This is a genomic window from Streptomyces venezuelae, from assembly GCF_008642375.1.
GTDB classification, from domain to species: domain Bacteria; phylum Actinomycetota; class Actinomycetes; order Streptomycetales; family Streptomycetaceae; genus Streptomyces; species Streptomyces venezuelae_G.
The window spans coordinates 7,555,002-7,573,056 of record NZ_CP029194.1 but is presented as its reverse complement, the minus strand read 5'-3'; the positions used below and the strand labels follow the sequence as shown (position 1 = coordinate 7,573,056).

16 protein-coding genes and 1 pseudogene are annotated in these 18,055 nt (G+C 74.5%); 9 read left to right on the top strand and 8 right to left on the bottom strand.

The window, feature by feature from the left end; translation table 11 throughout:
• The first annotated feature begins 384 nt into the window (after nucleotides 1-384).
• From DEJ46_RS34510 to DEJ46_RS34485, 6 genes are all read left to right on the top strand, one after another.
• Entirely contained in the window at nucleotides 385-2,103 is a 1,719-nt protein-coding gene (locus DEJ46_RS34510; protein ID WP_150272670.1) for an FAD-dependent monooxygenase, read from the top strand.
• Nucleotides 2,104-2,155: 52 nt separating this feature from the next.
• On the top strand, nucleotides 2,156-3,841 hold the full coding sequence (locus tag DEJ46_RS34505; protein ID WP_263411767.1) for a flavin monoamine oxidase family protein: 1,686 nt from the start codon (nucleotides 2,156-2,158) through the stop codon (nucleotides 3,839-3,841).
• Nucleotides 3,838-7,131, top strand: a complete 3,294-nt coding sequence (locus DEJ46_RS34500) for a ferritin-like domain-containing protein (protein ID WP_150272668.1) — start codon at nucleotides 3,838-3,840, stop codon at nucleotides 7,129-7,131. Before DEJ46_RS34505 ends, DEJ46_RS34500 begins: the two co-directional genes overlap by 4 nt.
• Before the next feature lie 4 nt (nucleotides 7,132-7,135).
• Nucleotides 7,136-8,893 carry an FAD-dependent monooxygenase gene (locus DEJ46_RS34495; RefSeq protein WP_150272666.1) on the top strand — a complete coding sequence of 586 codons (1,758 nt, stop codon included), beginning with the start codon at nucleotides 7,136-7,138 and terminating at the stop codon, nucleotides 8,891-8,893.
• Nucleotides 8,890-10,191, top strand: coding sequence for a cytochrome P450 (locus tag DEJ46_RS34490; protein WP_150272664.1), 1,302 nt, complete (start codon nucleotides 8,890-8,892; stop codon nucleotides 10,189-10,191). The genes DEJ46_RS34495 and DEJ46_RS34490 overlap by 4 nt, the downstream gene beginning before the upstream one ends.
• Before the next feature lie 99 nt (nucleotides 10,192-10,290).
• Nucleotides 10,291-10,827 (top strand): carboxymuconolactone decarboxylase family protein, encoded by a 537-nt coding sequence (locus DEJ46_RS34485; RefSeq protein ID WP_150272662.1) that lies wholly within the window; start codon nucleotides 10,291-10,293, stop codon nucleotides 10,825-10,827.
• Here DEJ46_RS34485 and DEJ46_RS34480 read toward each other — a convergent pair.
• The 7 genes from DEJ46_RS34480 to DEJ46_RS40230 all read right to left on the bottom strand — a co-directional run bounded on the left by DEJ46_RS34480 (nucleotide 10,781) and on the right by DEJ46_RS40230 (nucleotide 15,538).
• The gene (locus tag DEJ46_RS34480; protein ID WP_150272659.1) at nucleotides 10,781-11,128 is read right to left on the bottom strand and encodes an ArsR/SmtB family transcription factor; all 348 of its coding nucleotides are present in this window, start codon (nucleotides 11,126-11,128) and stop codon (nucleotides 10,781-10,783) included. The genes DEJ46_RS34485 and DEJ46_RS34480 overlap by 47 nt on opposite strands.
• Before the next feature lie 121 nt (nucleotides 11,129-11,249).
• Nucleotides 11,250-11,636 (bottom strand): STAS domain-containing protein, encoded by a 387-nt coding sequence (locus DEJ46_RS34475; RefSeq protein WP_150272657.1) that lies wholly within the window; start codon nucleotides 11,634-11,636, stop codon nucleotides 11,250-11,252.
• 107 nt (nucleotides 11,637-11,743) lie between these two features.
• Nucleotides 11,744-12,325 (bottom strand): isochorismatase family protein, encoded by a 582-nt coding sequence (locus tag DEJ46_RS34470; protein ID WP_150272655.1) that lies wholly within the window; start codon nucleotides 12,323-12,325, stop codon nucleotides 11,744-11,746.
• A gap of 51 nt (nucleotides 12,326-12,376) precedes the next feature.
• Complete coding sequence (locus DEJ46_RS34465) at nucleotides 12,377-13,264, bottom strand: hypothetical protein (RefSeq protein ID WP_150272653.1); 888 nt, start codon at nucleotides 13,262-13,264, stop codon at nucleotides 12,377-12,379.
• Nucleotides 13,264-14,487, bottom strand: a complete 1,224-nt coding sequence (locus DEJ46_RS34460) for a DUF2306 domain-containing protein (RefSeq protein ID WP_223835325.1) — start codon at nucleotides 14,485-14,487, stop codon at nucleotides 13,264-13,266. Before DEJ46_RS34460 ends, DEJ46_RS34465 begins: the two co-directional genes overlap by 1 nt.
• Nucleotides 14,488-14,614: 127 nt before the next feature.
• A complete protein-coding gene (locus DEJ46_RS34455) occupies nucleotides 14,615-15,130 on the bottom strand; it encodes a PadR family transcriptional regulator (RefSeq protein ID WP_150272651.1) in 516 nt (171 codons plus the stop codon).
• Between the two features lie 51 nt (nucleotides 15,131-15,181).
• Entirely contained in the window at nucleotides 15,182-15,538 is a 357-nt protein-coding gene (locus DEJ46_RS40230) for an ABC transporter permease (RefSeq protein ID WP_317852205.1), read from the bottom strand.
• A gap of 36 nt (nucleotides 15,539-15,574) precedes the next feature.
• On the opposite strand from DEJ46_RS40230, the pseudogene DEJ46_RS40225 reads away from it, so the two are divergent.
• Nucleotides 15,575-15,903: pseudogene (locus tag DEJ46_RS40225) on the top strand (response regulator transcription factor); the annotation flags it as partial.
• On the opposite strand, the gene DEJ46_RS34445 reads toward DEJ46_RS40225, so the two are convergent.
• Nucleotides 15,852-16,238 (bottom strand): STAS domain-containing protein, encoded by a 387-nt coding sequence (locus tag DEJ46_RS34445; RefSeq protein ID WP_150272649.1) that lies wholly within the window; start codon nucleotides 16,236-16,238, stop codon nucleotides 15,852-15,854. The pseudogene DEJ46_RS40225 and the gene DEJ46_RS34445 sit on opposite strands and share 52 nt — an antisense overlap.
• Before the next feature lie 266 nt (nucleotides 16,239-16,504).
• Here DEJ46_RS34445 and DEJ46_RS34440 point away from each other — a divergent pair, with 266 nt between their 5' ends.
• Both DEJ46_RS34440 and DEJ46_RS34435 read left to right on the top strand, forming a co-directional pair.
• Nucleotides 16,505-17,128 (top strand): GNAT family N-acetyltransferase, encoded by a 624-nt coding sequence (locus DEJ46_RS34440; RefSeq protein ID WP_150272647.1) that lies wholly within the window; start codon nucleotides 16,505-16,507, stop codon nucleotides 17,126-17,128.
• Nucleotides 17,125-18,045: a PaaX family transcriptional regulator C-terminal domain-containing protein gene (locus tag DEJ46_RS34435; protein WP_150272645.1), complete on the top strand. Its 921-nt coding sequence runs from the start codon at nucleotides 17,125-17,127 to the stop codon at nucleotides 18,043-18,045. The genes DEJ46_RS34440 and DEJ46_RS34435 overlap by 4 nt, the downstream gene beginning before the upstream one ends.
• The last annotated feature ends 10 nt before the right edge of the window (nucleotides 18,046-18,055 follow it).

The window sequence follows — 18,055 nt, the reverse complement described above, 5'->3', positions numbered from 1 at the left end:
GACACCGGTCGGCCGGGGTGGTGCGGAGAGTTCCCGTCCGGGCTGTCCAGAACTTGCCAGGCGCCTCCGCCGGGACGGGGCGGGCCGCGCGCCCGGTTCCCGCCCGACGTGGCGTCCCTCTGTCAACTCGGGAGCGGAGGACCACAGTCCGAAGGGCTCGATCCGGCCAGGGACCGATGGCTCCGCGCGGGCAGGTCACGGCGGTGGATCAGCGCGTGCGGCTTGATCCCATCCTTCGTCACTCAAACGGACCAGATGATGCACAGGTGGTCACACTCCCTGGTGGCAGTGATCCCCGCGCCCCTGTACACGCCCTGTTGAAGGTGATCTTCCGCCAGCACGCTGAACACCGGGAACGGCGAGCGGAGAGCGGGGGTGGCCCGGTTGGACACAGGCGACGGCGATGTGGCGTCCGCGGACGAGGGAGTCGGGGCGCCGGCCGGTGACGGGGTCGGCGAAGGCACCGGCGACGTGGACGTTTGCGTGGTCGGGGCGGGCCCGGTCGGCCTGACCCTCGCCATCGGCCTGCGCCGGCTCGGGGTCGGTGTCCGGATCGTCGACAGGGCACCCGCGACCAAGCGCGAGGCGCGGGCCCTGGTTCTGTGGGCGCGGGCCAGGGAGGCGCTCGACGCCCTGGGCGTCGGCGAGACGCTCCGGCGCCACGGGGTGGAGCTGGCGTCGGTGACCGTCCACGCCCGCGACCGGGCCCTCGGCGAACTCACCACCGGCTGGGCGCGGTCGGCGCACGCCCGGCCGCTCAACATCGAGCAGCACGACATCGAGCGCCTCCTCTCGGAGGAGCTGGCCCGGCTCGGCACCCGGGTCGAGTGGAACACGGAGCTGACGGACGTCAAGGTCCACGACGACCGGGCCGAGTTCACCCTGCGGCACGAGAACGGCACGGTGGAGTCCGCGGTCGCCCCGTGGATCGTCGGCTGCGAGGGCACGGCCAGCGTGGTCAGGGACCGGCTGGGCATCCCCTTCGAGGGGCGCCGCCGCACGGGCCTCCAGGTCGTCCAGGGCAACGCCCGCCCGACCTGGCAGCTGGGCGAGGAGCCGGGCCGGGGCCACATCTTCCTGGCCCCGCACCGCTCCCTGCTCGTCTTCCCGCTGCCCGGCGGAGGATTCCGCTTCTTCTGCTTCCGCGACGACCCCGACCCCACGCTGACCGCCGCGCCCACCATCGGCGAACTCCGGGACCTGGTCGCGGAGACCGCCCTGATGCCCGGACTGCGCCTGGAGCCCACCGAGCATCTGTGGCTCAACCGGGCCCGCTTCAGCGACCGGGTCGCCGCCCGGCTCCGCTCGGGGCGCGGGCTGCTCGCCGGGGACGCGGCGCATGCCTGGGCGCCGGTCGGCGGCCACGGCATGAACGTCGGCATCCTCGGCGCCCACAACCTCGCCTGGAAGCTGGCCGCCGTGCACCACGGGCAGGCCGGCGAGTCGCTCCTCGACACGTACAGCGACGAGCAGAGGCTCCTGGCCGTGCGGTACATCCGCGAGATGCGGTTCAACTTCATGGAGCTGCCGCTCCCGCCGCTCGGCTTCCGGGCGTTCACGGCCACCGTGCCCGCGGCTCTCGCCCGGCGCGGCGTCCAGCGCCGTCTCGACCTGCGGCTGAGCGACCTGGGCCGGAGCCACGGGGACAGCGTGCTGTCCCGGCACCGGCCCGGCCGCCGGCACCGCGCCGGTCCGCGCGCGGGCGACCGGATGCCGGACGTCGCCCTCGCCGCCGGGGCCGGCGTCCAAGGCACCGCGGCCGTCCGGCTGCACACCCTGCTCGGGTACGAGCGGTGGACGCTGGTCCTGCACGCCGCTCGGGCCGACGCCGGGGTGCTCGACCTCCTGCGCGAGGCCTGCGAGGGGTTCCCGGCCCCGGTCCGCGTCCTCCCTGTGACGCCCTGGGACGCCGCCGAGGCCAGACGGCTCGGGCACCCGGACGACCTGCGGCTCGTCCGGCCCGACGGATACGTCGGCCTGGTCGCCCCGCTGGCCCGTACCGCCCTCCTCCGCTCCTACCTCGTGGCACTCGCCGCCCAGGGACGGACACCCGCCCGGCGGCCGCAGGAACACCACCCGCACGACCCGCACCGTCCGAAGTGATCCGCAGTGCTCCGCAGTGATCCGCATTGATTCGAGGGGGAGTCGGACCGACATGCAGACCGCAACCGTCACGCAGGCCACCGCCGTGACGCAGCCCGCCACCGCGCCACGTACCGCCGAGCCGCAGGCCGGCGCCGCGGCCGTGACGCAGCCCGCCGCCGGCACCCGGCCCGGCCGCGTGCCGGCGCCCCTCCCCCGCGCCCGCCGCCGCACCCGCGCCAACAGCACGGTCGGTGTCGTGGGCGCCGGAATGGCCGGTCTGGTCGCCGCGTACGAGCTGGAGCGGCTCGGGTTCCGGGTCGAGATCATCGAGGGCAGTCGCAGGCTGGGGGGCCGCGTCCACACGCACCGGTTCGGCGCGTCCGAGGGCGCGCCGTTCGTGGAGCTCGGCGCGATGCGCATCCCGACCGCGCACCACCGCACGATGCGGTACGTCGAGCACCTCGGCCTCGCCGACCAGATCCGCCCGTTCACCACCCTCCTGTCCGAGGAGAACGCCTTCCTGGCGACCAGCACCGGTCACGTCCGGCTGCGGGACGCGCCCCGCGCGCTGATCGCCGACGTCCGCGCCTCGCTGCCCGGCGCCGACTACCGCGAGGAGACGGTGGTGTTCGGCGCGTGGCTGGCGGCCGTGGTCGACGCGGTCGCCCCGCCGGCGCTGCGGGAGGGGCTGCGCGCCGATCTCGCCCGCAACCTCCTCGACCTCGTCGAGGACGTCGACGTGTCCCCGCACCTGCTCGGCAGCGCCAAGGACCGGATCGACGTGCACGGGCTGTTCGCCGCCCACCCGGGGATCCGGGCCGGCTGCGGCACCCGGCTGAACAGCTTCCTCGACGACATCCTCACCGAGACCAGCCCCGAACTGGTACGGCTGGCCTGCGGCATGGACCAGCTGGTGCAGCGGCTCGCCGCCCGTGTGCGCGGCCCCATCTGGTTCGGGCAGCGGGTGTCCGGCTTCGACGTGTCCGCCGACCACGTCCTCGTACGGATCGGGGGCGGACCGGGAGCGACCGTACGACGCTGCGACTACGTGCTGTGCACCGTGCCGTTCTCCGTGCTGCGGGGCCTCACGCTGACCGGCTTCGACGAGGACAAGCTCGCGGTCGTCCGGGAGGTCGACTACTGCCCGGCGACGAAGGTCGCGGTCCACTGCCGCGAGCCGTTCTGGGAGCGCGAGGGGATCCGGGGCGGCGCCTCCTTCAGCGGGGGCCGCATCCGGCAGACGTACTATCCGCCCTCGGCCGACGAGGAGGCCGAGAGCACCGAGGGCCCCGACGGGACCGGCAGGACCGGCAGGACCGAAACTGCCGGGGCCCCGGATCCCGCCCAGGGCGCGGCCCTCCTCGCCAGCTACACGATCGGCGAGGACGCCGACCATCTCGGCCGCATGCCGCCGCCGCTGCGGCACCGGACGGTCGTCGAGGAGCTGGGCCGGATGCATCCGCAGCTGCTGCGGCGCGGGATGGTGCGGGGCGTCGCGAGCCTCGCGTGGGGCGAGCATCCGTGGTCGGAGGGCGGCTGCACGATCCGCTGGGGGCAGGACCCCGCCGCCTGCGAGGAGCAGCGCAGGCGGGCCGTGCGGCCGCAGCGCCGGATGTTCTTCGCCGGGGAGCACTGCGCGACCGAGCCCGCGTGGATCGAGGGGGCGGTCGAGTCGGCCCTTGAGGCCGTGGACCTGATCGCCCGGCACGCGCCGGGCCGGGGCGTGGCACCGCGGGCCGGGCTGGAGGCGGCATGAGCGTGTTCGACCTGCCGCGGCTGTACTTCGGCGGCACCGCCGTGACCCGGCTGCCCACGGGGCCGCGCGGCGGACTCGTGGACCTGGCGCGCAACACGGCCCTGCGGGGTGCGGGTGCGGCGAGCGGATCCGAACGCCCTTCGGCGGTGGGCCCGTTCGGGGAGGACGGGCCCGCCGAGGCCTACCACGAGCACCTGGCCGAGCACGGCGCGCGCGGCGGGCACTTCTCCGGGAACGGCCATCTCGTCCTGGACGCCCGCGTGACCGGGGTGGAGCGGGCGGACGGGGCCGTCGGGACGGCCGATCCGGTCGTCGGGCGGTCCGTCGACCTGTGGGGCCACTGCAACCCGTACCTGGGCACGACGGTGAACCGGGCCCGGGTCTTCGACGTCGATCCCGCCTCCGCGTGGACGACGACCCTGATGGGCGGCCAGTTCGCGTTCGGCCGGGAGGGGCGCTCGCACGACGCGGGCTATCTGTGCGTCGGGGACATGGCGGGGTTCATGCCGCCCCGGTGGCACGGCTTCGCGCCGGTGTGCCGGACGCTCCACCAGTTCGCGATCGCTTCCGGCGAGGGGCTCGACTGGCCGGCCGGGGCGGTGGACTCCCCCGCCGTCCGCGCCCTGCGGGCCGCCGTGGAGGAGTGCGAAGGCGGCGGGATCGTGGTCCAGTTCACCCTGGAACGACCGGCCGCGCCCACCGCGTCCCTTGAGGGCGTACCGACGGACGGTACGGAGCCTGAGGACGCGCCGGGGGTGTGGCGGCTGCGGGGCACCATCGCGCCCTGGCGGCCCGACGAGCCCCGCACGCACCCGGCGGGGCGCCTGCTCGTCCCGTACGGGAGGGAGGCCCGGGCCGGCGGGGGGGCGGGGCCGTGCACCGTGCGGGTCTCCCCGGACACGGTGGCGTTCAACTGGCCCTTCGCACACGGCCTCGACGCCACCGGCGCGGTGGTACGGAGCGGGGGGCCCGCCCTGGAGCTGCGGACCGCCCGCTCGGACCTGCCGGTCGCCGTCCTGCCGGACGGAGCGCCCGAGGGAGGCCGGGTGGTGACCGTACCGACCGTGTCGGCGGAAGGCGCGCGGCGGGCCGCGGAGGAAGGGCTCGCCTTGGTGCGCGCGGAGACTGGCGACGGGGAGGGGAGGGAACGGAGTGCCAGGCGGGAAGGGCGGGACGGGCCGAACGGGCGCACGGTGCTGCTGCGGGAGCGCGAGACCGTCGTCCTGACCGACGAGGCCTGCCAGATCCTGGAGCATCCCGACCCGGAGCACGGCGACGAGCACGCCGTCGAGGTCCCGGTGCGGACCTTCCTGCGGGGTGTGCCGGCCGCGCTCGACGAGGTCGTCGTCCGGCAGTTCCCCAACCCCCGCGCCCTCCCGCTGGATCCGGTGGCCTCGGCCCCGACGGCCCGCTGCGGGGACGTCGAGATCGTCCGGCTCCGGGCAGGCCGGACCGCCGGGGAGAAGCCCGACGGTTCCGAGCCGTCCTCCTCGTGCGGTTTCGCCACCGATGCACGCGGGCGCGGCTGGTTCACCGTCTCCGGCGCGCGCGCCGGCACGGCACGGCTGCTGCTCGCGGCCGGTCCCGAGGAGCTGCCGCCGCACGACCCTCGGGCGCCCGGCTCCGCCGAGGCCTGCTACGACCACGAGGACGCCCTCGGCTTCTGGTCCTGGGCGGGCTCCGCCGCCGTCCGCGTCCTGCCCGACGACTGGCAGCTGGACGCGGTGCTCCAGCAGGACGTGACCTTCGAGCTGCTGCACCGCGAGGTGTTCGCGTACTACGAGCAGCTGTTCCCGTTCATGCGCGACGAGGTGTTCAGCCTGGCCGACCGCTGCAAGGTGGAGACGTACGCGAAGCTCATCTGGCAGATGTGCGATCCCGCGAACAAGGACCGGACGTACTACATGCCGCCGACCCGCGACCTGTCCCTTCCCAAGGCGCGGCTGCTTCTGAAGTACCTGCGCGCGCAGAGCACGGCGGCGGCCGTGCCCCCGGCCGCCGTCCCGTCACCGGTCCGTTCCCATCCACAGATCACGACCCGGGCCCAGCTGCGGTCGGCGCTCTGGCAGGCCGTCACGGTGGAGCTCGCCACCTCGCTCCAGTACCTCTACGCGGGGTACTCGGTGCCCACGCACGGCACCGGGTTCGAGTACGTGCGCAGCGGGGTGTGGACCCCGCGCCAGCTGCGGCTGGCCTGCGGGGACGGCGGGGAGACCCTGGCCAAGGGCATCCGGGACAGCCTCTTCGACGTGGCCCGGGAGGAGATGATGCACTTCCTGGTCGTCAACAACATCCTGATGGCGATGGGCGAGCCCTTCCACGTCCCGGAGATCGACTTCGGCACTCCGGGCAGGCTGCCGCTGCCGCTGGACTTCGCGCTCGAACCGCTGCACCTGGGCAGCCTCCAGCGGTTCATCGCCATCGAGCGGCCCGAGCGGCTCACGGGCGGCGCCGCGGTGAAGGGCGGGCCAGGGGCGACGGGCGCGCCCGGCCGGTTCGGTTCGCCGAGCGAGCTGTACGCGGGCATCCGGGAGGGCCTGACCCGGGTCCCCGACGTGTTCCCGGTGGACCGGGGGCGCGGCGGGGGCGAGCACCACCTCTTCATCGGCGGCACGGTCAACTCCGTCCATCCTGACTACCAGTTGGAGGTGGACGACCTGTCGAGCGCGCTCTTCGCCGTCGACTTCGTGACGGAGCAGGGCGAAGGCGGGGTCCTCGACACGGAGAAGGCCGGATCCGAGTCCCACCACGAGACGTTCGTGCGCCTCGCCGAGCTGCTGATGACGGAGCGCGCCGACGGGCCGCAGGGCGAAGGGGCGCCCTGGCACCCGGCGTATCCGTCGCTGCGCAATCCGACGCTCGACCACGGTCACCCCGGGCGGGCGCCGGTGAGCGATCCGCATGCCCGGCAGGTGATGCGGCTCTTCAACCGCTGCTACTTCATGATGCTCCAGCTGATCGTGCAGCACTTCGGGGAGAGCCCGGACGCGAGCCTGCGCCGCTCGAAACTGATGAACGCCGCCATCGACGTGATGACGGGGATGATGCGCCCGCTGGCCGAGCAGCTGATGCCGCTGGAGTCGGGATGGCGGGGGCGGACGGCCGGCCCCTCCTTCGAGCTGGAGGAGCCGCCCGCCTACGTCGCGCGGCCCGACGTGGCCCGGCGCGGGTTCGCGATGCGCTTCCGGCATCTCGCGGCGATGGCCCGGGAGTGCGAGGGCGTGCAGGACAGGGTGCCGGAGCTGATGACCTGGTACGCGGAGCGCTTCGCACAGGAAGGCAGGGGCTGAGACCGTGTCGGACAGCAGGAGCAGGAGCGGCGGCGAGAGTACGAGCAGGGGTACGGGGACACCTCGGACGGCGGGCCGGTCCGCCGTCGAGGAGACCGAGGTACTGATCGTGGGCGGCGGGCCCGTCGGACTCGCGCTCGCCCTCGACCTCACCCACCGGGGCGTGGACTTCGTCCTGGTGGAGGCCGGGGACGGGCGGGTCATCCACCCGAGGGTCTCCACCGTCGGCCCGCGCGCCATGGAGGCGTTCCGGCGCTGGGGCGTCGCGGACGCGATCCGTGGCGCGGGCTGGCCGCCGGACCACACGCTCGACATCGCGTGGGTGACCGCCGTCGGCGGGTACGAGCTGCACCGGCTGCGGCTCGGCACGGCCGGTGAGCGTCCCCCGCCCTCGTACACGCCGGAACCCGAGTCGATCTGCCCGCAGCACTGGCTGGCCCCCCTGCTCACCGCGCACCTGGGGGTCCGGCCGGCGGGACCGGTCCGGCTCGGCACGCGCCTGGTCGGGCTCGCCCCCAAGCCCGACCGGGTCAGCGCGGCCCTCGTGGACGGGGCGGGGGTGCGGACGACGGTGCACGCCCGGTACCTGGTGGGCTGCGACGGGGCCTCCTCTCCCGTGCGCAAGGCCTGCGGTATCGCCGCGCCCGAGCGGCACCGCACCCGCACCCTGCGCAACATCCTCTTCCGCGCCCCCGGGCTGGGAGCCGTGCTCGGCCCGCGCGCGGCGCTCGTCCACTTCGTCACGGAGCCGGGCGGGCTGCGCTATCCGCTGAGGGCGATGGACGGCCGGGAGTTGTACCGGCTGACGTGTCCCGCCGGGCCCGCCGACGCCGAGCGCGTCGTGCGGCGGGCGATCACGCCGGACGTGCCGGTGGAGGTGGTCTCGGACACCACCTGGCACCTGACGCACCGGGTGGCGTCGGTGTACCGCGAGGGACGGGTCTTCCTCGCCGGGGACGCGGCGCACACGCTGTCGCCGTCGGGCGGCTTCGGGCTCGCGACGGGTGTGGGCGACGCGGCCGACCTCGGGTGGAAGCTGGCGGCGGAGCTGGCCGGCTGGGCGGGGTCCGGGCTGCTCGGCACGTACGAGAGCGAGCGGCGGCCGGTCGCCGTCAGCAGCCTGGAGGAGAGCCACCGCAACCTGCGGCGGACCGTCGACCGACGGCTCTCGGCCGCGCTGCGCGACGCGACGGAGGACGGAGAGCGGGCACGCGCCGAACTGGGCCGGGAGATCGCGGACTCGGATCCGCTCAGGGAGTTCGACGCACCGGACCAGCACTTCGCGCACCGGTACATGTCGACGGCGATCGTGGACGAGGAAGAGGGAGCCGGCCCTGTGGCGGACGGGGCAGACCGGGTCGAGGGGGTCGACGGAGCAAGCGGGGTGGACGGGCCGGTCTGGAACCGGACGACGCTGCCCGGGGTCCGGGCGCCCCACGAGTGGCTCGGACCCGGCCGGTCGACACTCGACCTGTACGGCGGGGAGTTCGTCCTGCTCTGCTTCGACCCGAGAGGCGGAACCGGAGCGGGAGCGAGCGGCGGCACCCGTGCCGGAGGCCGCTCCCCCGACGGTCTCCTCCGCGCCTTCGCCGACCGCCGGGTCCCCCTTCGCGTACGGCACTGTCGCGACCCCCGGGTGGCGCGGCGGTACGAGCGGCCGTTCGTGCTGGTGCGCCCGGACGGGCACGTGGCGTGGCGTGGGGTCGCCCCGCCGGCCGATCCGCTGCGGATCGTCGATGTGGTGCGCGGGGCCGGCGGATGAGCGGGGCCGGTACGGGAGCGGGCGACGCGCCGGAACCCTTCGACCCGGCGCGGCTGAACCTCGCCGACCCCTACCCCGTCTACCGGCGCTACCGCGAGGCCGACCCGGTGCACGCCGTACGGGGCGGGCGGGACGCGCACGGCCGTGCGGCGCCCACGACCTGGTACCTCTTCGGCCACACGGAGGTGGCGCACGTCCTGGCGGGCCGGGGCTTCGGCCGGTCCTCCCCGCTGACGGCGCGGGCGGCGCCGGTCCCGGACGGGTACGTCACGCTGCGGCGGGTCGTCGAGAACTGGCTCGTCTTCCTCGACCCGCCCCGGCACACGCGGTTGCGCGCCCGGGTGACGCCGCCGCTCGGGGCCGGCGCGGTGGCGGCGCTGCGTCCGCGCGTGCGGGAGATCGCGGAGGAGCTCGTCGCGCCGCTCGCGCGGCGGTCGGTGGTGGAGCTCGTCGAGGGGTTCGCGGCCCCGTATCCGCTGCTGGTGATCGGTGGACTGCTCGGGGTGGAGGCCGAGCGGTGGCCGTGGTTCCGTGCGCAGGCGCTGGCTCTCCAGCAGGCGGGCGGGACGCGGGGCGACCGGACGCCGGCCGCCCTGGAGGGGGCCGAGCGGGCGGCTGCGGAGCTGGACGGGTACTTCCACCGGGAGCTGGCGGCACGGCGTACCGAGGGCCGTGGGGATCTCCTCTCGGCGTTGGCCCGGGCCGGGGCGGATGATCCGTCGCTGAGCGGCTCGGAGCTGGCGGCGACCTGTACGCATCTGCTGACCGCCGGGCACGAGACGACGACGGGTCTGCTCGGCAAGGCGGTGCTCGCGCTGCTCGCTCGCCCGGAGGTGCGGGAGGAACTCCGCTCCGATCCGGGGCTGTTGCCGAACGCCGTGGACGAGTTCCTGCGGCACGACCCGCCCGTGCAGATGGTGACGAGATGGGCTCAGCGGGACGTGGAGCTCGCGGGCCGGACCGTCCGCCGGGGCGACCGCCTGCAGTTGGTCCTGGGCTCGGCGCACCGGGACCCGGACCGCTTCCCGGACCCCGACGTCCTCGACATCCACCGGGACAGCGGCCGCCATTGCGCGTTCGGCCTGGGCATCCACTACTGCGCGGGGGCGGCGCTCGCGCGGGCGGAGGCGGAGATCGGGCTCGGCGTCCTGCTCGACCGGCTGCCCGCGCTCGCCCCGGGCGTCCGGCCCGGGGTCGAGGTGGAGTACGCCCCCGACTGGGTGTTCCACGGCCCGTCCCGCCTGACACTGACGCTGCCTTCGCCCTCTGAGGTCCGTGAGGTTCCTGAGATCCCCTGAAACCCTCTCAAACTGGCCCCCTCACGTCCCGGGAGGCGTCGGGGAACTCCCGCACCCCTCTCCTCGTTATACCCCCCACGGGTATAACGAGGAGGTTCCGTGACCACGAGAAGGCTGACCGCGCTCGCCCCCGAGCAGGCACCGGGACGGGCACGCGAGGTGCTCACCGACATCGCCGAACGGCACGGTTCGGTCGGCGAGATGGTGTCGACGATGGCGCACTCGCCCGCGCTGCTCGACGGCTATCTGAGCCTGTCCCGGGCGATGAAACGGGTGAAGATCCCCCGCGCCCTCAGCGAGAAGTTGTCGCTCGCCGTGCAGGAGTGGATCGGCTGCGGCACCTGCCGCGAGGCGCACCGCTCGGCCGGGCGCGCGGCGGGGCTGAGCGAGACGGACATCGAACTGGCCCGCCAGGGCACGTCGACCGATCCACGCGAGGCGGCGCTCATCGGCCTCGCGCTCCGGGTCCTCGCCGAACCGGGCTCGCTGTCCGACGACGACGTCGCCGAGGTACGGGCGCACGGCTGGAGCGACCGGGTGATCGCGGAGGTGGTCGGGGTGGTCACGCTGAACCTGCTGACCGGGGCCTTCAATCTGCTCGCGGGCATCCAGCCGGAGCCCGGTCCGGAGGCGTGACCGCCTGTCCCGCGAGGGCGTCGCCGGTCAGGATCGAGCGGGCCACCAGGAGGAGTTCCGTGACCCGCGAGCCGGTCAGCGCGTAGTACACGGCCACGCCCTCGCGCCGGGCGACGACAAGGTTCGCCCGGCGCAGCACGGCCAACTGCTGGGAGAGGTACGCCGCTTCGACTCCGGTGTCGCGCAGCATCTCGGCGACCGCGTGCTCACGCTCGCCCAGCAGCTCCAGGACGCGGATCCGGACGGGGTGTCCCAGTGTCTTGAAGAACTCCGCCTTCGACTGGTAGAGCGGCGCGCTCATCGCACCCACCCCGCGCCTCGCGTCGAACCAGCACAGTGCACCATGCCCCCATCCTCGCGTTTTCCGGGGTGCGCGGGCTAGCGATCTCCGGAGTCGGGCCGCGCGGAACGCCGGGCCCGGCTCACTCGCTCGGCCACGCGTCGCTGCGCCAGGCGCGCTGTTCCGCACCTGCGCCGCGATGGGCGGCGAACGCCGCGTCGAGGTCGCAGTGGACCGGGATCTCCGGGCCGTCTCCCGCGGGGGCGAGGGAGCCGTCGGAGGGGATCGCGGCGACTTCGAGGCTCCGGCCCGCGGCCCGGAGCCGGTGGGCCGCCTCCGTGACGGCGTGCTGACCGCCCGTGGACCAGCCGCGCAGCCGGCTCAGGTCGAGGACGACAGGTCCCGTACCGCGCGCGACCGCCCAGCCGACGGCACCGGTGAACCGCCCGAGCGCGTCGGCGCCGAGGAACCCGGCCAGGGACAGCACGCCCAGCTCCTGCTGGACCGTGTAACGCCATTCGATGGTCATGCGCGTCGTCTTCCCTGTCGTTCGGCGGTGGCGCCGGGTGCGGCGGCGGGAGGGCGTGGGGGCCGGACCAGGATGGAACGAATTGCAGGATTGTGCAATATCCCATCTCACGGAGCGGATGGGGCCGCCGAGAAGGTGACGTCGGCCGCGCGGACGGTGACCTCCGCGTCGCTTCCGAGAGCGTAGGCCGCGACGCGGGAGACCGTCGCGGCCGGGACGGCCTCGTAGACGCCCGGTACCGCCGGGCAGTCCTGGGTGGCGTGGGCGTCGTACGGCACGACGACGCGGTAGCCGCGGTCCAGGGCCGTACGGGCCGTCGCCTGAACGCACATCTCGGACATCACGCCACAGACGGCAATGGACCGGACCCCGGCACCGGTGAGCACCTCGCCCAGCGAGGTCTCCTCGAAGCCGTCGTCCCAGGGCTTGCGGATCACCAGCTCCCGGGGGCCGGGCAGGACGGGGTGGTGGAGTTCCCAGCCCGGCGTGTGGGGCTCGTCCTCCGCTCCGGGCGGCCCGTCGTTCTGGAGGTGGACGACGAGCGCCCCGTCCCTCCGGGCCCGGGCGATCAGGTCCGTCGTCCGCTCGACGAGCAGGCCGGCCGCCGGCACGGCCCCGTCACCGACGACGAAGGCGGACTGCACGTCCACGACGATCAGGGCGTCCACGGGCCGCGTGTGCTGGGTCATCCCGTCATCATCACTCCCACGGACCACACGGCTCCACGCTATTTCGGCCGATCACCCGCTGTTCACGGCCTTACCTCCGGCACCGGCCCGGGCCAGGAGCAGGCGGCCGGCGGCGCCGGTCGTGAACAGGCCGGCGACGAGGGCGAGGAGCGAGACGCCCGGGCCGGACGTCCAGTCGACGGACCGGGCGTGGACGGCGAGCAGGACGGCGACGGCCAGTGCCACCGCCGGCACGGCCGTGAGGGCCGGACGGATACGGGCCAGGTCGTCCTCGACGAGAGAGCCGAGGACGCCGACGCCGAGCGCGAGCGCCCACACCCCGAGGCCCTGCGCGTCGGCGCGGTTCACCGTCCACGGCACGAGCGGGCCCCAGAAGGCGGGGAAGGCGAGGAGGCCCGCGCCGATGCCGAGCCAACCGGAGCCGAGGACCGCGAGGAGCGGTTTCGACCAGCCGGGCAGCGGGGCGACACGCGGGCGCTCGGCCGCCCCGGGCGGCGGAGCCGGCCTGCCGTACTGCGCGACGAGGCACACGACGGCGGCGAGTGCGAGCACTCCGAGGACGGCGACCCAGCCGAGGCTGAAGAGGGCGAGGAACAACGGGCCGCCGTGGACGGCCTGGAGAGTGCCGCCGTTCAGCAGACTCACCGCGAAGAGGCCGACCAGGACGATCGCCAGCGGCAGGACGAGGCTGCGCGCCTCCTCCCAGACGCGGACCCGGCCGAGGGTGAACAGCGCGGGCGCGACCCCGGCCATCGCGGCCCCCAGAAGACCGGGGCTGAGCGGCTCCGGGGACACCCAGGCGCCCGCAGCGTGTCCGGCGAGGCTCGTGACGGCGAGCAGGGCCCCGACGGTGAGGCTGATGCCGCCCACGACGCCGCTCAGGATCACCACGGCGGGCGAGAGCTCCCTCCCGTCGACCGCACCCGCCCCCGCCCCCATCAGCGGTCGCCTTCCCGCGAGACGGCCACGACGGACACCGCATCAGGGGTGGCCACCGCCGCCTCCTGTGCGGTCGACCGGCCGGCCGACGCCCGCTGCCGCTTGAGGAGTTCGCGACCGTACAGCACGCGCAGGCTCACCACGGTGACTGCCGCGTAGGCGAGCATGCCGCAGCCGATGCCGACGCCGGCGATCAGGGCCGTGAGCCGGTCGAGGCCCATGGTCCGCTCCAGTACGGGCACGGCCACCGCCGAGAACGCGGGCGCCAGGCACAGGGCCGCCAGGTGCAGGCGCCACTCCTCGCGCGCCCAGTCGGCACCCCGCACGCGCGCGCGTGCCGCCCGCACCGCGATGACCGCGTAGGTCACGGCGTACGGGACGACATGGGCGAGGAGCAGCCTGCGCCCTCCCGTCCCCTGGCCGAGGAAGGCGGCCGTGATCCAGGTCAGTCCGGTGGCGCCCGCGAGGTGGGCGGCGACCAGGACCGGCCCCGGGCACCAGGTGCCGGTCAGACCGGGGACGGTGGTGCGCCGGTCGAGCGCGCGGGTGGCGAGCAGGGCGCCGAAGGAGACGAGGGAACCGAGGTGCATGATCGCGACGCGGTTGACGTCCTGGATCGAGAGCCCGGGATAGAGGGAGGGCAGGATGCCCCATTCGAGGCGGAGCAGCGGAGCCGTCATCAGGAAGCCGTAGCAGAGCAGCATCCAGCGCTGGTGCAGGTCCGGGAAGCCGCGGACGGCGGCGAGGACGCCGAGGGTCACGCTGCCGACCGTGCCGACCAGGATCGTGGCGAGGACGATCCAGAAAGCGGCGCCGCTGAACGCCTGCTCCGGCGGGGTGCGGACGAGGTAGAGGGCGGCGCCGGCCATGGACACGTACACGGTGACGGCGAAGACGGTGCCCGCGATCCGGTGCAGCCGGACGCGCCGACGCACGGCCGAGAGCAGTTGCACGGGACCGAGCAGCATCAGCAGGCCGCCGAGGACGGAGTGCACGATCAGCGGGGCCAGGCTGCGGCTGTACGGGCCGATCCGGTCGCGCACCGCCTCGGCCACGAACTCCGGGGAGACGGACTTGCCGAGGAGCCACTCGCCGATGGCGGGCGCCCCGGGGCTCGCGTAGGGCCAGAGTTCGGTCATCGCGATCGGCGCGTACGCCAGACAGACCACCGTGACCGCGAGGGCGGACGCCCTTCCCCGTCTCGTGCTTGTCGGACGCCCCACGGCGGTTCCCCCTCCGAACGCGAACACGCGATAGTCCCGTCTGGACTATGGAGGAAGGTAGGGCGGGACACGGCCGGGGTCAACCGGTCGGTAACAAAGTCGGCGGCGGGGCCGGGCCGTTGGCCGCTCAGGGCTCGCGGGTTTCCACCCACTGCCAGAAGTCCACCATCATCCGCTCGTACCGGATGCCGAACTCCAGCGCCTCGCGCTGCCCGCGCGTCAGCAACTCCCCGACCCCCTCGGCCAGTTCCTCGTACTCGCCGAGGGTGCGCCGGTGTTCCTCGACCTGGACCGGGGCGTGGACGCGCGGGCTGGCGCCGAACCACAGTTTGAGGATGCCGCGCTCGCGGGCCTCGACGGGGACGAAGGAGGAGTCGGCGAGCCAGCTCCGCAGAGCCTCCGCCCCCTCCTCCGTCAGCTTCATCAGCCGCCGGTTCCGGCCACCGGACTGCCGGACCTCCGAAAGGAGACCCGCCCGCAGGAGCCGGTCGCACTGGGCGTAGACCTGCGCGTGGGGCATCGACCAGAAGGGGGCCACGGTTCGCGCGGCCTCGACCTTCACGTCGTACGGACTCGCCTCGCCCAGGTGGTCGATGATGCCGAGCACGAGGAAGGAAGGCGTGGTCAACCGGACTTCAGACATGCCGCGACGGTATCGCGGGCAGCGCGCCCGCCCCCGCGAGCCGGCGTCCGGTCACTCCGCCCGCAGGGCGTGCGCCGTGCCGGTGCGGGCCGCCCGGCCCGCCGGGAGCAGCGCGCCCGCGGTCGCGATCACGACCCCGGCGACGGCCAGGAGCGCGAGCAGCGGCGCCCCGTACACGTCGATGCCGGCCGACGGGATCGTGGTGCCGACCGCGCGGCCCATCGCGGGTATCACCCAGCGGTGCAGGGCCACGCCCGGCGGGACGCCGGCCGCGCCCGCCACGATGCCGATGCCGGCGGCCGAGGTGCGGACCTGGGCGACCGCCTGACGCGGGGTCACGCCCAGGGCCTTGCAGACGCCCAGGTCACGGGCCCGGTCGGGGGTGTCGAGGATCACCGTGTTGAACACCCCCAGGGGGCCACCACGACCAGCATCACCGTCAGCCGGCTCGTCCGCTCCCGGGACGCCCCGCCGGCCCCGGCGATCAGCGCCGGCTCGTGGAGCGCTTCGCCGGGGCCGGTGAGCGGACGGCTCCGCTGCACCGCGACCTCGCCACGCTCACCCCGCGCGAGCTGGAGGTCCTCGAAGCGCTGGCGCGCGGGCACACCAACGCCGAACTGGCCGCGCGGTTCCGGCTGAGCGAGGCGACGGTGAAGACGCACGTCGCCCGCATCCTGTCGAAGCTCCGTCTCCGCGACCGCGCCCAGGCGGTCATCGCCGCCTACGAGACCGGGCTCGCCACCCCGGGCCCGGAGGGCCGGACGGCCGACTGATCCGCCGGCGCCGCCTCGGGCCGCAGGAGCTCGCCCAGCGCCGCCAGACGGATGAGCCGGAGGATCCACGGCTGGTCGCAGATCAGCCGCCAGCGAGCTCCCCGCGCCTGGACCTTCCCTGCACAGTGGGCGAGCAGGCCGAGACCGGTGGCGTCGCAGAAGGTGAGACGACGGATGTCGACGGTCAGGGCATCGGACTCCCTGACGAGGGCGTCGAGCTCGGGCCTCAGGTGCCGCACCAGAACGAGATCGAGCTCGCCGTCGAGCACGGCGACGGTGAGTCCACCGGTCGACCGGACGACGAGGTGCGGGTCGTGACGAGGAATCAGCTGCATCGGACGCTCCACAGGGTGGGTCCATGTGTCCCGTCGAGCGTGGCCGCGTCCGTGCCGGGAGGGACGTTTCGCCTCGACCCCTGTCACCTGAACCGGTGAATTCGCGGGCCGCTCGGAGCCGTCCGGACACGTTTATCCGAACACATGGCCGAGAATGTGAATCTATCGTTTGACAAACGGTCGCATCGCAAGCGAACGTTACGAGGGTGATAGTGCGGCTGCGGGCTCACCGCCCCGGCCCGTGACGGACGGGACGAGGTGTGCCGATGGACACGACGACGGTGGTGCGGCGGGGCGTACCGGAGGGCGGCGCGGCGCGCGTCGCCGCCCTCTACTGGGAGGCGTTCGGACGTAAGCTCGGCGCCGCGCTCGATCCGCCCGACAAGGCCCGTGCCTTCCTCGCCGCCCACCTGCACCACGACCGCGCCGTCACCGCCCTCGTCGGCGGCGATGTGGCCGGGGTGGCCGGCTACCGGCTCGACGGGCGGGGCCTGTTGGGCGGCGGGGCGGGAGACGTCCTGTCGGCGTACGGCGTATTGCGCGGGCTGCACCGGGTGGCCCTGCTGGCGCTCCTCGAACGGAGACCCACGTCCGGCGAGCTGGTGATGGACGGCATCGCCGTCGCCCCCGGACACCGCGGCGCGGGCATCGGCACGATGCTGCTGCGCGAGATCGCGGCCGTGGCCGCCGAGGCCGGCTGCCGCCGGATCCGGCTCGACGTCATCGACGTGAACCCACGGGCCCGTGCCCTCTACGAGCGGCACGGCTTCGCCGCGGTCCGCACCGAGCGAACGCCTTACCTGCGCGACCTGATGGGCTTCGGCGCCGTCACCACCATGCACCGGCCGGTCACGCCGGCCGACGCGTCCCCCGGCCGGGAGGCCCGATGACCCGCACCGACACCAAGGCCGGCACCGACACCACCGCCGAAGGCAGCACCGCCGAAGGCAGCACCGTCAACGTCCCGACCCGCACCCTCGTCCACGCCCTCGTCCGCGAGGACGGCACCGTGGACGCCGGCGAGCTCTACACGGTGGCCGGCCTCCTCGGCATGACCGACCAGCAGGTGCGGCTCTGCGTGAAGCGGCTCGTCGCCGAGGGACGGTTCACCCACGAGGGCCGCGGCCGCAAGGCGGTCCTCCGCTCCGTCGCCGACGCCGCCACCGGCGCGCTCGCCCCGGACGCCGCCCATGTCCGCCTCGCCTACCGGCAGGACCACGGGCTCGCCCCCTGGGACGGCGTGTGGCACCTCTTCGCCTTCGCCGTCCCCGAGTCCGAGCGTGCCGCCCGCGACGCGCTCCGCGACACCCTGCTCCACCTGGGCGCCGCCCCGCTCCAGGGCGGTCTGTACGCGTGCGCCCACCCGATCGAGCCGCTCGTCGAGGCGCGGGCCGAACACCTCGGTGTCGTCGCCTCGCTGACCTGTCTGACCAGCACCGACCTCCGCGTCGGCGGGGTCGCCGGAGCGCCGGCCCTCGCCGCCTCGCTCTGGCCCCTGGACGAGATCGCCGCCCGTCACGACACCCTCGCCGCCTTCGCCCGCTCCTGTCTCGACCGCCTCGACCGCGCCGAACCCCTCGCGTCCGCCGAGCGGCTGAGCCTCGCGGTCCGGCTGGCCGCGGCCTTCTCGTACGCGATGACACCGGACCCGCTGCTGCCCGCCGAGCTCCTCCCCCGCGCCTGGCCGGGCACTCGGGCCCGGCACCTCATGGCGACCTGCTGGACCGCGCTCGCGAACCACCCCGCACCGGAAGGCAGCACCCCCCTCCCGCGCCTCTTCGCCCTCTACGAGGACCCGGAGACATAGCGGGAAGGAG

Excerpts from the sequence above, each read along its gene's own strand:
- DEJ46_RS34465 (WP_150272653.1), bottom strand. The coding sequence starts at position 13,264 with ATGGGGGCGGGGGCGGGTGCGGTCGACGGGAGGGAGCTCTCGCCCGCC.
- DEJ46_RS34445 (WP_150272649.1), bottom strand. The coding sequence starts at position 16,238 with ATGCAGCTGATTCCTCGTCACGACCCGCACCTCGTCGTCCGGTCGACC.
- DEJ46_RS34470 (WP_150272655.1), bottom strand. The coding sequence starts at position 12,325 with ATGACCCAGCACACGCGGCCCGTGGACGCCCTGATCGTCGTGGACGTG.
- DEJ46_RS34500 (WP_150272668.1), top strand. The coding sequence starts at position 3,838 with ATGAGCGTGTTCGACCTGCCGCGGCTGTACTTCGGCGGCACCGCCGTG.
- DEJ46_RS34475 (WP_150272657.1), bottom strand. The coding sequence starts at position 11,636 with ATGACCATCGAATGGCGTTACACGGTCCAGCAGGAGCTGGGCGTGCTG.
- DEJ46_RS34455 (WP_150272651.1), bottom strand. The coding sequence starts at position 15,130 with ATGTCTGAAGTCCGGTTGACCACGCCTTCCTTCCTCGTGCTCGGCATC.
- DEJ46_RS34490 (WP_150272664.1), top strand. The coding sequence starts at position 8,890 with ATGAGCGGGGCCGGTACGGGAGCGGGCGACGCGCCGGAACCCTTCGAC.
- DEJ46_RS34435 (WP_150272645.1), top strand. The coding sequence starts at position 17,125 with ATGACCCGCACCGACACCAAGGCCGGCACCGACACCACCGCCGAAGGC.
- DEJ46_RS34440 (WP_150272647.1), top strand. The coding sequence starts at position 16,505 with ATGGACACGACGACGGTGGTGCGGCGGGGCGTACCGGAGGGCGGCGCG.
- DEJ46_RS34480 (WP_150272659.1), bottom strand. The coding sequence starts at position 11,128 with ATGAGCGCGCCGCTCTACCAGTCGAAGGCGGAGTTCTTCAAGACACTG.
- DEJ46_RS34505 (WP_263411767.1), top strand. The coding sequence starts at position 2,156 with ATGCAGACCGCAACCGTCACGCAGGCCACCGCCGTGACGCAGCCCGCC.